Annotated in this window: 13 protein-coding genes and 2 tRNA genes; 6 read left to right on the plus strand and 9 right to left on the minus strand. The window is 65.5% G+C overall.

Translation table 11 applies throughout. The features are described from left to right. Positions 1-5: 5 nt before the first annotated feature. On the plus strand, positions 6-2,135 hold the full coding sequence (brxL, locus tag ACO6D6_RS00585; RefSeq protein ID WP_484782416.1) for a BREX system Lon protease-like protein BrxL: 2,130 nt from the start codon (positions 6-8) through the stop codon (positions 2,133-2,135). 141 nt (positions 2,136-2,276) lie between these two features. Here brxL and ACO6D6_RS00590 read toward each other — a convergent pair whose 3' ends face one another. From ACO6D6_RS00590 to ACO6D6_RS00625, 8 genes are all read right to left on the minus strand, one after another. After that, positions 2,277-2,786 (minus strand): GNAT family N-acetyltransferase, encoded by a 510-nt coding sequence (locus ACO6D6_RS00590; protein WP_484782418.1) that lies wholly within the window; start codon positions 2,784-2,786, stop codon positions 2,277-2,279. 364 nt (positions 2,787-3,150) lie between these two features. Further along, the gene (locus ACO6D6_RS00595; protein ID WP_014846109.1) at positions 3,151-4,035 is read right to left on the minus strand and encodes a polysaccharide deacetylase family protein; all 885 of its coding nucleotides are present in this window, start codon (positions 4,033-4,035) and stop codon (positions 3,151-3,153) included. A 143-nt stretch (positions 4,036-4,178) separates the two neighbouring features. After that, a complete protein-coding gene (locus tag ACO6D6_RS00600; RefSeq protein ID WP_484782420.1) occupies positions 4,179-5,135 on the minus strand; it encodes an asparaginase in 957 nt (318 codons plus the stop codon). 86 nt (positions 5,136-5,221) lie between these two features. Further along, positions 5,222-5,482, minus strand: a complete 261-nt coding sequence (locus ACO6D6_RS00605) for a hypothetical protein (RefSeq protein WP_484782421.1) — start codon at positions 5,480-5,482, stop codon at positions 5,222-5,224. 209 nt (positions 5,483-5,691) lie between these two features. After that, positions 5,692-6,009, minus strand: a complete 318-nt coding sequence (locus ACO6D6_RS00610) for a type II toxin-antitoxin system PemK/MazF family toxin (RefSeq protein WP_484782422.1) — start codon at positions 6,007-6,009, stop codon at positions 5,692-5,694. Next, on the minus strand, positions 5,999-6,232 hold the full coding sequence (locus ACO6D6_RS00615; protein ID WP_126377224.1) for a hypothetical protein: 234 nt from the start codon (positions 6,230-6,232) through the stop codon (positions 5,999-6,001). The genes ACO6D6_RS00610 and ACO6D6_RS00615 overlap by 11 nt, the downstream gene beginning before the upstream one ends. A 385-nt stretch (positions 6,233-6,617) precedes the next feature. Continuing rightward, a tRNA-His gene (locus ACO6D6_RS00620) sits at positions 6,618-6,693 on the minus strand. Positions 6,694-6,826: 133 nt separating this feature from the next. Beyond that, positions 6,827-7,147 carry a hypothetical protein gene (locus tag ACO6D6_RS00625; protein WP_484782423.1) on the minus strand — a complete coding sequence of 107 codons (321 nt, stop codon included), beginning with the start codon at positions 7,145-7,147 and terminating at the stop codon, positions 6,827-6,829. Between the two features lie 113 nt (positions 7,148-7,260). On the opposite strand from ACO6D6_RS00625, the gene ACO6D6_RS00630 reads away from it, so the two are divergent. Beyond that, on the plus strand, positions 7,261-8,574 hold the full coding sequence (locus ACO6D6_RS00630) for an amidase family protein (RefSeq protein ID WP_484782425.1): 1,314 nt from the start codon (positions 7,261-7,263) through the stop codon (positions 8,572-8,574). Here the strand turns inward: ACO6D6_RS00630 and orn are convergent. Further along, positions 8,568-9,170, minus strand: a complete 603-nt coding sequence (gene orn / locus ACO6D6_RS00635; RefSeq protein WP_484782886.1) for an oligoribonuclease — start codon at positions 9,168-9,170, stop codon at positions 8,568-8,570. The two genes, ACO6D6_RS00630 and orn, sit on opposite strands and share 7 nt — an antisense overlap. A 164-nt stretch (positions 9,171-9,334) precedes the next feature. Here orn and ACO6D6_RS00640 point away from each other — a divergent pair. The 4 genes from ACO6D6_RS00640 to ACO6D6_RS00655 all read left to right on the plus strand — a co-directional run bounded on the left by ACO6D6_RS00640 (position 9,335) and on the right by ACO6D6_RS00655 (position 14,010). After that, positions 9,335-9,410: transfer RNA gene (locus ACO6D6_RS00640), tRNA-Arg, on the plus strand. An 18-nt stretch (positions 9,411-9,428) separates the two neighbouring features. Beyond that, a complete protein-coding gene (locus ACO6D6_RS00645) occupies positions 9,429-10,736 on the plus strand; it encodes a PrsW family intramembrane metalloprotease (protein ID WP_484782426.1) in 1,308 nt (435 codons plus the stop codon). Then, positions 10,733-12,454: a dynamin family protein gene (locus ACO6D6_RS00650; protein ID WP_484782428.1), complete on the plus strand. Its 1,722-nt coding sequence runs from the start codon at positions 10,733-10,735 to the stop codon at positions 12,452-12,454. The genes ACO6D6_RS00645 and ACO6D6_RS00650 overlap by 4 nt, the downstream gene beginning before the upstream one ends. After that, a complete protein-coding gene (locus ACO6D6_RS00655; RefSeq protein WP_484782430.1) occupies positions 12,454-14,010 on the plus strand; it encodes a GTPase in 1,557 nt (518 codons plus the stop codon). The genes ACO6D6_RS00650 and ACO6D6_RS00655 overlap by 1 nt, the downstream gene beginning before the upstream one ends. Positions 14,011-14,042: the final 32 nt, after the last annotated feature.

The raw sequence follows: 14,042 nt of genomic DNA on the forward strand, positions 1-14,042 counted from the left end.
CAGCCATGACGCACACCGATGACAATCCCGACGAGAAACGCGGCGCCGAGAAGAATGCATCTCAGCAGAGCGATCTCGACTACAAGATCAACGTGCTGTTCGGAGGATCGGTTGTCCGCAAAGACCTCGTAAAGGCCGTCAAGGGCAACGCGATCGTCCCGTCCTACGTGCTGGAGTACCTGCTCGGCCAGTACGCAGCATCCGATGACGAGGCGACGATCCAAGCCGGTATTGAAGCGGTCCGCAAGATTCTGGCCGACCACTACGTGCACCGCAACGAGTCGGAACTGGTGAAATCCACCATCAGGGAGAAAGGCCGTCACCGGATCATTGACAAGGTAACCGTGACACTGAACGACAAGCAGGACGTGTACGAAGCCTCGTTCGCCAACCTCGGTCTTCATGGGGTGATCGTCGAACCCGCAACAGTGAAGGCAAACCCGAAGCTTCTGGTTGGCGGCGTGTGGTGCATCTGCGACATTGAGTACTTCCACAGTGATGATGCCCGCTTCGTGCCCTGGATTCTGGGGAGCCTGAAGCCGATTCAGATGTCGAGCTTCGACTACAAGGGGTACCTCGAATCGCGTCGGGGCTTCAACGCCGAGGAGTGGATCGACCTGCTGATCCAATCCATCGGTTTCAACCCCGAATTGTTCGGGCGACGGGCCAAGCTGCTGCAGCTCGTCCGCCTTGTCCCGTTCGTCGAGCGCAACTACAACCTCGTCGAGCTGGGCCCCAAGGGCACCGGCAAGTCCCACATTTACTCCGAGTTCTCGCCCCACGGCATGCTGATCTCCGGTGGAGAGGTCACCGTCCCGAAGCTCTTCGTCAACAATGCCAACGGCCGCATCGGCCTGGTCGGCTACTGGGACGTGGTTGCGTTCGACGAGTTCGCTGGCAAGAAGAAGCGAACCGACAAGGCGTTGGTTGACATCATGAAGAACTACATGGCGAACAAGTCGTTCTCTCGGGGTGTCGAGACCCTCGGGGCCGAAGCGTCGATGGCGTTCGTGGGTAACACCGCGCACAACGTGCCCTACATGCTCAAACACTCGGACCTGTTCGATGAGCTGCCCGAGGCATACCACGACTCCGCCTACCTCGACCGGCTGCACTTCTACATCCCGGGCTGGGAGGTGGACACGATCCGCAGTGAGATGTTCTCTTCCGGGTACGGTTTCGTCGTCGACTACATCGCCGAAGTGTTGCGGTCCATGCGCAACACCGACTACTCCGACCGCTACCAGCAGTACTTCACGCTCGGCTCAGACATCTCCACGCGTGACCGTGACGGCATCCACAAGACTTTCTCCGGCCTGATGAAGCTCATCTATCCGGAGGGCGAAGCAACCCCAGCTGAGATCGAGGAGCTGCTTCGCTTCGCCATTGAGGGGCGCAAACGCGTCAAGGACCAGATTCTCCGGATCGACACCACGATGGCGGCCGTCAACTTCGGCTACACCGACAAGACAGGCACCTGGCACAGCGTCACCACACTGGAAGAAGACGAATACCCCGACTACTATCGAAGTCAACTTCCCGAGGCTGAGGACAGCGTTGAGTCACCCTCCGAGCTTGAGCCCGCAGCCGAGAATGTCGCAATGTCTGTGTCGTCGCCAGCCGAGGCAGCACCCCCGCTGTTCGAGGGCCACCGAGAGTTCCAGGAGAACCAGCGCGGCGTCTCCTACGAAACACTGCTTATGCCATACCTGCGTGGCGCAACCGCCATCACCATCGTCGACCCCTATATCCGCGTACCGCACCAAGGCCGCAACCTCGTCGATCTGCTCGCGCTACTCGCAGTCGCCAAAGACCCTGCAGATGAGATCGCGGTGACGCTGGTCACCAGGCCCGAAAGCGGCGAATTCGCCCAGCAGCACCTCCTCATGCTGAAAGACATCCAAGACAGTGCTGCGACTGTTGGAATTCGATTCACTGTCACCTGGGACGAGACCATCCACGACAGATCAATCCGCACCGACCACGGCTGGAGAGTCCTCCTCGGGCGAGGCCTCGACATCTTCCAGAAAGGGTCAGGCAGCCAATACGATCTCGGCTCCCGTTGTCAGGAGTTCCGCCAAGTCGTCGCCTTCGGAATCACCTACATTCGTGAGGTCGGCGATGATCGCGCTTGAAGCCTCAAGAGGCAGGTGGGCGGAGATGTCGATGGTCGAATTGACCCGACTCAGTGGCGACCAAGTGGATGGAGCACTACCTGCTTCGTGGACAGCGATGAAACACGTAGCACTCCAGTGCACTAAATGACCCAAATCAGCTCACATGAGGCTCACCGATCCGTCAATGCCGTCTAGGGCGCCCGGTTCAAGTTCGACGCCCAGGACCACGTCGTCGGGAATCAAGCTGGTGTTGTGGATGCCGAGTTCTGCTACGGGGCGAAACCCGAACCGCGCGTAGTACCGCGGGTCGCCGACGAGGAACACGACCGGGAACCCTGCGGCTCGGCCGCGGTTCAAGGCCTCCTCCATGAGGAGCGCGCCGATGCCGCGACATCGGTGGTCCGAGGCGACGCACAGTGGTGCGACCTCAAGGGCGTTCACAGGACCTGCTTCGCCGTCGATCACGATCCTGGTGGTGAGGATGTGGCCGACGATCCGGTCGTCGTCGAGGGCGACGAGTTCCTGCTCGGGTAGGTAACCAGCAGAAGAACGGAGCCGCTTGACCAGGTCCTGCTCGGAGCCGTCGGTCACTGGAGCGGTGAGGAAAGCAGTGCGGATCAGCGCGTCGACCTCGTCGATCTCATGAGGCTCCATGGCACGAAGCTGCATTTGGCAAAACTAGCAGCGCCTACGGTGACGCCTGACTTCCGCTTCGGGTCGCCGGGCATCCTCCTCAGTACTGGTCGAAGCTGTGCTGTCCAGTGGTCTTCTGGTCTCGTCAGGCGCTCAAGCCTGGTCCATCCAGATCCTGAGACGGATCACCCGGATCACCGAGAGTCTGTTCAACATCATCATCAGCAGGGTAAGGCGCTGACCGCATGACTGGACGTGGGGGAGAGCGTCAAAGACGTTCCTCCCCCACACCCAGTCCCTGCAAGCACTGACGAAGCGAACCGTAAACATTTCCAAGGCAGTCGACTTCTGGTGGCGGTGACTGGCTGACATGGGAAGTTTCGGCTGACCAGTAGCGTCTTTACTTCCTGGGGAAGCGTTGCTTGAAGTCGAGCGCGACGTCCTTCATGTAGGCGAACTCGACTCCTTCGGCCTCGCGCATGTGGGCGATGAGGCGTTCGAGCATCAGTTGGTTCTGCGGGCGGCCGGAGACGTCTGGGTGAATGGTGATTGGGAAGACGGCGTAGTCCATCTCCCGCACGACCCAATCGAACTGATCCGCCCACAGCTGCTCGATATCCCTGGGGGACACGAACCCGTGCGACGTGAAACTCGACTTGATGAACATCATCGGCGGCAGGTCGTCGAGGTACCAGGAGGCCGGCAGCTCGATCAGATCCGTCTCCTCGCCCCTGACCAGGGGTTTCATCCACTCGTGGGCGGACTCGGCCTCATAGTTGATGTTGGTCCAGGAATCTCCGACACGCACGTAGTAAGGCGTGTGGTCGTTGTGCATCAGCGAGTGGTCGTAGAGGAAACCCCGCTCGACCAGCAGCTCGTTCGTGATCGGCGAGAACTCCCACCACGGCGCGACGTATCCGACGGGGCGGGTGCCGGAACGCTTCTCAATCAGGTCCGTGCAGTAGTCCAGGATCTCGGTTTCCTGCCGACGTGTCATGGCGATCGGGTTCTCGTGCGAATACCCGTGAACGCCGATCTCGTGCCCGGCCGCAACGACCTCGTCGAACTGTTCCGGGAAAGTCTCGATCGAATGGCCCGGCCAGTACCACGTGGCAGGCAGCTCCTCGCGCTGGAACAGCTTCAGCAACCTCGGCACCCCGACCTCGCCGGCGAACATGCCGCGCGAGATGTCGCCGGGCGAGTCTTGGCCACCGTAGGAGCCCAGCCAGCCGCCTACCGCGTCGATGTCTATGCCAAAGGAAACGAAGATCTTTTTTTCTGCCATGGTGGCTCCTTTCAGGATTGGTGTTGCGAGATGATTCCGCCCAAGCGCCGGGACATGGGTGAGGCGCTGTGGGCACTGAATGACCCAGGACTGCGGTGATTGCGAACCCGTGGTAGCTGACCCAAGGACGCATCACCTGCCCGTTACGTGAAGGCGACGAAGTTGTCGGCGAACTTGTCTCCCACCCCCCTTCCAAGCAGCAGTGCCATCAGCATTCGTGACTGCGGCGCGTTCAGATCCCCCGACGGGATGGCGCCGGCCCCCACGAGGTCGACCCCGCCGCCGTTGCCATAGATCGGCTTGACCGGCCCCCACACGACGCGGGACGCCAGTACCACCGGGATGCCGGCAGCCACCGCCCGCGCGACCTCGTCCACGAACCCGACGCCCGCGTTTCCGATGCCCGTTCCGGCCAGGACGATGCCGTCGGCGCCGTCATCGATGACGTGGGCCAGCACCCGCGGTGTCGCGCCCAGGAAACACGGAACGATCTCCACCCGCACGTTGTCGAATGCTTCGGTTGGCAGTGGCAGCGGCGGGTAGCGACGCGGCCGAGCCAACACATGGGCCTCGCCGTCGCGCATTTCCGCTACGAGCGTGCCGCCGTCGAAGGCCGTCAGCTCCCACGTCTGTGTCTTCCGCACCCCGCGCGCCGATCGCACCTGCCCCGCGAAGCACACCAGCACTCCGCACTCGCGCAGCGCAGGGCTGGCGGCGGCCGCGACCGCATCAGCGAGATTGTCGGGGCCGTCGGGGTGTGACGAGTCGGCCGCCCGCTGTGCTCCGGTCAGGACGACTGGCTTGTCAGATGTGTGTACGAGGTCAAGGAGGAACGCGGTCTCTTCCATCGTGTCGGTGCCGTGAGTCACGACGACGCCGACGCAGTCGTCGTCGGCCAGCGCCTCCTGCACCGCCTTGACGAGGATCCGCAGGTCGGCGAAGGTGAGCAGGTAGCTGCCCGTGGTCAGGACATCGGTCGTGCGGACCTCGGCCGTGAGCATCCCGGCCAGCGACGCGGCGCCGTCGGTGGCGGTGGCGCCAGCCCCTTCCCGCGTGCGCGATGAGATCGTCCCCCCGGTGCCGAGAATGTGAACGTACATCGAGATCCCCTCGTTGGGCGTTGTGGTGGGGTCGTCAGCGTCCCCGTCCCTCAAGGTTAGGCTGCAGCGGGCGGCAAGTAAATGCCTCAGAGCCACCCGTTCCGCCCGGTCGTCCGTGCGGCTTCGTTGACACTGGGGCACAGACGGCGAACCAGCACAACATCATCGCCGGGGTCGAGTTCGCGCTGGCTGAGGCCGAAGTCATGCTCGATGGTGTCCGGCTGGTCAAGCGCCTGACCGGTCCCGACACCGCCGGTGATCCTCCTTTCGGGTCCTTGAAGTACGAGCGGCTCCACCGCGAACAGATCGACGATGCCCTCGACCTGCTCCGACAGGCCGATGCACACCGGATCGAGTCAAACACGATCCGGCCGCGCGAGGCCTTGGCCTGGAACCGGCCATCAGAGGTCCATCAAGGCCTGGCCGACTCCATCATCCCCAACTTTCCCGAACTTGAAATCCCGCCAACCACTTGACGCGGGGCATCGCCACGAACCAATTCCCTCCACCGGCCAAACAAATGATTTTGTTAAACGGGAGCCATGGCCGGAACTGATCAGAACAACCCCAACACCAGCGCCAAGGCGCGGTCGAGTTCCGTCAGTTCCTCGGCGTCGAGCCGTCCGGCGAAATCGCCCAGCCGGGTCCTGGCGTTGACCGCGGTCATTTGCTCGACCAATACCCGGGTCTCGGTGCCGTCGATGGTGATCGTTGGCCGGAAATCGGAGGGGCGGGCGCTCGTCGAGGTCGGGGCGACGAGAAGCGTGGAGAGGTTCAGGTAGTCAGCCTGTACGACGACGGCATACCTGGTGCCACGTTGCTCGTGGCCATGTGCGTGTTTGTTCGCCCGAAGTCGATAGATGTCACCACGCACGTAGGGAGTCCATCTCATCGGCCAGGGCAAGCATCTCCGCTCTGTCCTTGGGGTCTTCGCGCAGTGCGTCGGCCTGGCGTCGCACCCGTTCGATGATGGCTTGGCGCTCGGCTTCCTGAATCGTCTTGCGCACCACCTCGGACTTGTTGAGACCGGTGAGTTCCATCAGGTGTGCCAGCGCGCGCTCCGTCGCCTCATCAATGCGGACCACCATCTGTGTCATGTATTCAGTATTGCATACTGTAATGCATGAGTGTCGTGTGAGCGCGATGCCGGTGGGGCACCGTCGCCGCGAAGATGGGAAGACGAGCCACCCCGCACGTCGCCGAGGCCTGTGCCGGGGCGAACTTCTGAGCTTGGAGTGATCGGTCGCGGGCCAACCTCGGCGTCGACTGTTTGGGCTGTCCCGGGATACGCAGATGCTCCGGTCTGGCTGACCAGCCCGGCCGCATCACCGCGGGAATTGCCGCCACGCTATGGGACTCTCCCTCGCGCCAGCGACCAGACACATTGCGGCGAGGTCGACTTGTGGCTTGCCACCAGGTAGTTGCCGAGCGATCAGGAGACGTCCGCCCCGCGTGGGAACCCGTATGTCAACAGGGCCTCGTTGGGGTGAGTAACGGGATTCGAACCCGCGACATCCTGGACCACAACCAGGTGCTCTACCAACTGAGCTATACCCACCATGCGCCCTGCGAGGGCGACTGATAAACAATAGCGTATCCGTAGGGTGCGGGAGAAATCGGCGGGTTCCCCGGGTGGAGTGGGTGAGCGGGGGCGTTGGCGGGCCCCGGTGGGTCCCGCCAACGCCCGTGGATCAGAGATCGGCTCCGAGGGCAACCGCCAGGGTCCTCGCCCTGGCGGCCTCCTCGTGCCTGGACTGGCGCTCCAGCGAACGGACCAGGATCGTGTGCGCATAGGCGTTGGTGGGTCGCGAGGAGATCAGCTGCCGGGCCAGGCGTTCCGCCTCGGTCAGGTAGGCGGCCTTGAAATTGGCCAGGGCCAGCAGTTCGAGGGTCTCCTCGGTCTGGCTGGGTCTCGTCTCGTTCTCCAGCACGACGTGCAGTTCGACGATGGCCTCGCGGAACCTGCGTTCGTTGATGTGGCGTCGTGCGGCGAGCAGGCGTTCGTGGCTCATTGCGTGCCTCCTTCGTCGGGTCTCGCTCCCAACAACACACCGGTCACCGTTGTTGTTCCAAGGACGACTCACCCCTTTGGGGCCTGTTTTCCGGACGTGCAAGGATGAATGGCATGGATTTTCTCGACGTCGGAGCCGCTGATCTGGGCCGTCGACTCGGTGGTGGGGAGTCAACGGTCGAGGACCACATCGAGCGCGTACTGGAACGCATCGGGAGACGCGACCCGGAACTGAACGCGTTCTCCCAGCTGAACCCCGGGGCGTTGTCACACGCCGGGGAACTCGACGCCATGCCGGCGCGGGAGCGGGAAACGCTGCCGCTGTTCGGGGTGCCGGTTGCCGTGAAGGAGGAAATCGAGGTGGCGGGGCTCGTCACCACCCTCGGGGGTCGCGGAAACACGACTCCCGCGGCCGTCGACTCGGAGGTGGTGGCCCGGCTGCGGGCCGCGGGGGCGATCATCATCGGCAAGACCAACATGCCCGAGTTCGGGCAGGTGCCCTTCACGGAAGGGGAGTGGGGTGCCACCCACAACTCCTGCGACCCGGCCCGCAGCCCCGGCGGTTCGTCCGGGGGATCGGCCGTGGCGGTGGCCTCCGGCATGGTTCCGCTGGCCCTCGGCGGCGACGCCGGCGGTTCCATCCGCATCCCCGCCGCCTGGAACGGCGTGTTCGGTATCAAACCCAGCCGGGGACGGGTCAGCACGGCCCCTCACCCAAACCTGTGGCACAGGCTCGGTACCTACGGTCCCCTGGCCCGCAGCGTCGAGGACCTCCGGTTGGCGATGGCCGTCACGGCACCCGAGACCCCCGGCCCGGGATTGGACGGAGCACTCCGGGTGGGATGGAGCCTCGACTCCTGCCTGCCGGGCGTCAAACCCGATCCCCAGCTGGCCCGGGCCGTCGCGCGGGCGGCCGGCAAACTGGCGGAGGAAGGCCACGAGGTCACCCGGGGATCGATCCGCTGGGCGGAGAGCCCACTCACGTTCATGGTGCAGTTCCACCTCGGGGTGCTCGACGAGGTGCGCAGGCTGGAACATCCCGAACGCATCGAGAAACGTTCGAAGCGGATAGCGGCGATGGCCCGCATGCTGCCGCCGGGGGCGCTGCGCTGGGCGGAGCGCAGCACGATCCGGGTGGAACGGGCCATGGAGCGGATCTTCCGCAGGATCGACGTGCTGCTCACCCCCGTGACCCCCATGCTGCCGCCGCCGATCCAGCCCGTGCACCGGATGGGATACCTCGCGGTGCAGCGGGTTTCGGCGAAGGCCGTCGCCTACACCTCGTACTGGAACCTCGCCGGCCACCCGGCCCTCAGCGTGCCCGTCGGCATCAGCTCGGAGGGGCTTCCCCTGGCGGTTCAGGTGATCGGCCGGCGGGGCGAGGACGACCTGGTCCTGGAGGTCGGGGAGCGGCTGACCCGCTACTGAGCGGAACCGCCCCGCGGAGCGGCCAGCCCCGTCAGGCTGCCGCGGTGGCGGGCAGCGATCTGCTTGGCCTGGTTCGTGGTGGGGCCGGGGGCGGCGACGAACATCGCCTCGCGGTAGTAGCGCAACTCCTCGATGGATTCCTGGATGTCGGCCAGCGCCCGGTGGTTCCCCTGCTTGGCGGGGGCCTGGTACAGCACCCGCGGGAACCAGCGTCGCGCCAGCTCCTTCAGGGAGGAGACGTCCACGTTGCGGTAGTGGACGTGGGCCTCCAGTTCGGGCATGTCCCGGGCCAGGAAAGCACGATCCGTCCCGATGGTGTTGCCCGCCAGGGGTGCCTTGCGGGCGGTGGGCACGAACTCCCGGACGTAGTCGAGAACCGTCCGGGTGGCCTCCTCCATCGTGGTTCCGTCGGCCAGGGCGTCCAGGAGTCCCGATTTGGCGTGCATCTCGCGGACGAAATCGCTCATTCCGGCCAGCTGCTCGTCGGTGGGTTTGATCAACACGTCGACGCCCTCGCCCAGCACGTTCAGGTCCTTGTCCGTGACGAGCACCGCCACCTCTATCAGCGCGTCGCGTTCCAGATCCAGCCCGGTCATCTCGCAGTCAATCCACACCAGTTCATCGCTCACCGGCCCAGACTATTGCCCAGACCTCGCACCGTGCACAGCAAGATCCGGTCGAGACGCGTAGAATCTGCGGTCAGGAGATCCCGAACGCCCGGAACACCACGGCAGTGGTTCCTCGCGGGAAGGACCTCCAGGCCCCAGTAGCTCAGTGGATAGAGCAACAGCCTTCTAATCTGTAGTGCGCAGGTTCGAGTCCTGCCTGGGGCGCCAAGTACCCTGTAGAACATCATGACTCAGGTTGTAGATCGGCAACGCTGGCTCTCGGGCCTGCCCTCCGCGTCCCAACGCCCGTGGTGGCAACGCATGCTGCGAAGCCCGCTTTTCTGGATCACCCTCGTGCTGGTTCCGTTCTTCGCCTACAACCTGGTCGACCAGTACCAGATGTTGAACCCCGACCGCACCTATCCCGACGGGACGGTGGCCCTCGGGTTGAACAACGAGTCCCTGCGGATGGCCGCCTACTGGGCCATGTGGACGGCCCTGGTGTACGCGATCCTGTTCATCTGGCTGGACAGGTTCCGCCCCCAGAAACCACTCATCTGGTTCCTGTCGTTCGGGTGGGGGGCCTGCACGGCGACGTGGGCGAGCATCTACATCAACTCGTGGGCGGGGCAGATGATGCAGACCACCAGCGCGGATGCCGACTCGGGCACGCGACCCGCGATCTTCATCGCCCCGTTCGTCGAGGAGGCCACGAAGGCCACCGTCCTGTTCCTGCTGGTGGTCTTCTACCGGAACCGTTTCATCTCCCGGATCAACGTCGTCTCCCTGGCCGGGCTGTCCGCGATCGGGTTCGCCTTCGTGGAGAACATCATCTACTACGCCCGCGTGATCGTCTACGCGACCAACCACATCGAGGTGGGGGACCCGGAGCAGGCGGTGCTCAAATTGGTCATGCTCCGGGGCGTCTACACATCCTTCGGGCACCCGCTCTTCACGATGATGACGGCCCTCGGGATCGCCGTCGCCCTCGGGGCCCGCAGCAAATGGGTGCGGGTGACGGCCCCGCTCGCGGGTTTCCTGCTCGCGGCCGGGGGACACATGCTCTTCAACGGCGTTTCCAGCCTCAACTCGGTGGACAACCTCAAGAACCAGTGGTACATGGCGCTCGGGTTCGTGGCCGTGATGGTCCTCTTCCTGGTGGCGAGCGTGGTGGGGGAGACCCGCGTGCTGCGGCACCGTTTCATCGACCTCAGGCAGGGCGGCTGGCTCGAGGACCGGGACGTGATCGTCTACTCCAGCGCGTTGCGGCGCGTCAAACTGCACCTGGCCGGGATCTGCCGTGGTCCGAAGATGTGGTGGCGGACAGCGAAATTCATGCGTCTGATCACCGAACTGGCCCACACCCGGGAGCAGACCACCCGCGGCACCGTCGGTCCCGGTTCCGATGACCGCACCCACGAGCTGGTGCACCAGATCGAGGAACTCCGCCCTGACGCGCTCACCGACACCAAGGGGCTTACCATCATTCCCAGACGTCGTCCCCAAAACGGCGCCACCCCCTATCCGCCCTTCCCCTACTCATCCAGTTCATGAACAATCCCTTGGCCGACGCCCTGACGGGGCTGTTCCTGGTCCTGCCCAACATTCGTTTTCCCGTTCCCCTGGACGGCGCCGAGGCCTTGGCGACGAGGGCCCGGGCCGTGAACCGGCAGGTGGAGGACTATCTCCTGCCCAGGGCGCGTCGCCTGGACGCCCCGCTGCTGGCCGTGGTCGGGGGATCGACGGGCGCGGGAAAATCCACGATCGTGAACTCCCTGCTGGGGGAGGTCGTGACCCGGACCGGGGTGCGCCGCCCCACGACCACCGCCCCCACGCTGATCTGCAGCCGGGAGGACCGGGACTGGTTCCGTTCGGGGGCCGTGCTGCCCGAACTCGTCCGGACCGATCACGAGACCGAGGGGTCGCGGGCCCTGCGCATAGTCACCACCGACTCGCTGCACGCGGGTTTGGCGTTGCTGGACGCCCCCGACATCGACTCGATCGACGACGACAACCGGATGCTCTCCCGGCAGCTGCTGGCGGCAGCCGACCTGTGGCTGTTCGTGACGAGCGCCACCCGGTACGCGGACGCCGTCGCCTGGGAGCTCCTCGGGGCAGCAGCGGCCCGCGACGCGGTCGTCGCGTTGGTTCTCAACCGCTGCCCGCAGGTTTCCGTCCCGGACCTGCGTTCCCATCTGGGACAGCTCCTCGCGGCGCGTGGAATCCGGATCCAGGGGTTGTTCAGCGTCCCCGAGCAGGAGGACAAGGACGAGGGAATCCTGCCGCAGGAGCTGGTCTCGGAACTGAACCAGTGGCTCGGTGGGATCGCCATGAGCCGCAAGGAACGCCACGCCGTCGCGGTTCAGACCCTGGCCGGGACGGTCCGGGGACTGGACGCGGAACTGCGTTACCTGGCCGACGGGAGCCGCAGCCAGCTCGCCGCCGTCGCCCAGCTGCGGGATGCCGCCGAGGTGGAGTTCAAGTTGGCGATGGAGGAGATCAACCGCGCCACCGCGGATGGTTCCATGCTCCGCGGGGAGGTCCTGAGCCGGTGGCATGACATGGTCGGCACGGGGGACCTGATGCGCGGCATCGAGGAACGGATCGCCGCCGCCCGCGACCGCCTCGCCGAATGGTTCACCGGGCGGAAACGGGTCGAGCCGGTCGAGGCCGCCATCTCGGAAGGGCTCGTCGCGCTGATCGTCGAACACGGAACCGCCGCCTGCCAGCGCGCGGCGAACCACTGGTCGCTGACCCCGTGGGGGCAGGCACTGGTGGCCGGGGACCGGGATCCGCTCAGCAAACCGGATCCCTCCTTCACGGCCGAGGCGGAGCGGCTCGTCAAGGCCTGGCAGGGGGACATCCTCACCATCCTCGAACAGGAGGGCCGCTCCAAGCGGCGCACCGCCCGGTTCCTGGCGCTCGGCACCAACGCCATCGCGGTTGCCCTGGTGATCACGGTGTTCGCCACCACGGGCGGGTTGACCACCGCGGAGATGGGGATCGCGGGAGGTTCCTCCGTGCTCGCCCAGCGATTCCTGGAGGGAATCTTCGGGGATGAGGCCGTCAGGCGCCTCGCCGCGCGCGCCCGGGCGGAACTGGAAAAACGGATCTCGGCGCTGCTCGGGTCCCAGTTCGCCCGATTCGACGCCCGCCTGGATCAGCTGGGAGTGGAGGCCAGCCTCCCCGATCGCCTGGTTCACGCCGCGGACGAGTTGAAACTGGCCAGCACCGAGGCGTTCGAAGCGCTGACCAGACCGGAGGGTTACTGATGCGCTCCAGGCTGAACTGCCTGACCGAACTGATCAACGTCACGCGAGGGCGCGTGCCGGATGAGCTGACGGGGCGCGCCGTCAAGACATTGGAACGAGCCGGCCAGCGGCTCCGCTGGGGGGAGCAGACCGTCGTGGCGCTCGCCGGGTCGACTGGCTCCGGCAAGTCGTCGCTGACGAACGCGCTGGTGGGTTCGGAGGTCGCGGAGGCGGGGGTGCTCCGCCCCACCACGGCCGAAACCCTCGCCGTGAGCTTCGGGAACACCAACGTCGAACTTCTGGACTGGCTCCGGGTCGGTCACCGCCAGGAGGTTCCGGCAGGGCAGGACGGTTTCGGGGGGCTGGTGCTGCTGGACCTGCCCGATCACGACTCCATGGTCTCCTCCCACCGCGCCGAGGTGGACCGGATAGTGCCCGTGGTCGACCAGTTCATCTGGGTGCTGGATCCCCAGAAATACGCTGACGCCGCCGTGCACCACGGCTACCTGAGGCCGCTTTCCCGGCACGGCGAGGTGATGGCGGTGGTGCTGAACCAGGTGGACCGGATACGCGCCGCCGACCTGGATGACTGCCTGGCGCACCTGGGGCAACTGCTCGACTCCGACGGCCTGGCTGGGGTGCCGCTGTTCGCCACCAGCATCGCCACCGGGGTCGGGCTCGATGCGCTGCGGGAACACCTGGCCGATGTCGTCGCTGGGAAACGCGCCGCCAGGACCAGGCTGTCCGTGGACCTGGACCAGCTGGCAGGGCAGTTCGAGACGGTCTGCCGGGCCGGGCCGGAGAAACCCGGTGAGGAGGACATCGAGGTGCTGGAGGCCGGGCTGGCCGAGGTCGCGGGGGTTCCCCGGATGATCGAGGTGGCGGCGGAAACCATTCGGTACCGCGGTGTGCTGGCGACGGGTTGGCCGATGACCAGATGGGTGCACCGGCTGCGTCCCGACCCGCTGAAACGGCTCCGTACCGGGCTTCCGGGACCGGCGGGGACCGGTTTCCTCCCCGACCGTGGACCGGTGACCATGGCCCAGCTCAGGATCGCGCTGCGCCAGTTCTCCGACGCGGTCGGCAATGGCCTGGGGGAGGACTGGCAGCGGGCCCTGGGAGCGGCATGCCAGCGTGATCGCGATCTCCTACCGGATCTGCTGGCGGAGGCGATCGCGGCGACGGATCTGGGGCTCTCCCGGACACCGTGCTGGTGGCGCGTGGTCCGGGTGATCCAGTGGTTCCTGCTGGCCGCCGTGATGCTGGGGCTCGGCTGGTTGCTGGTGAACCTGCTGCTGACCTGGCTCGGTTTCCTTCCCCCGGCGGTCCCCGGTGGAGGGGGAGGGGTGGACGTTCCGACGCTGCTCATCATCGGAGGGGCCGGGGGCGGGTTGTCTTTCTCGTTCCTGTCGAGGGGGCTCGTCGCGGCCGGGGAACGCTCCGGGATACGGCGGGTCACGCGAAGGTTGCGCGCCGCGGTCGGGAAGGTGGGGCGGGAGCACGTCGTGGCCCCGCTGACAGCCGAACTGGACCGCCTGGCCGAGGCCCGCTGGCTGATACGGGGACTTCGGGCGTAACTGGCATACTGGCCAGCGATCAAGATTGAAGG

It is taken from the genome of Arachnia sp. (genome assembly GCF_057238465.1).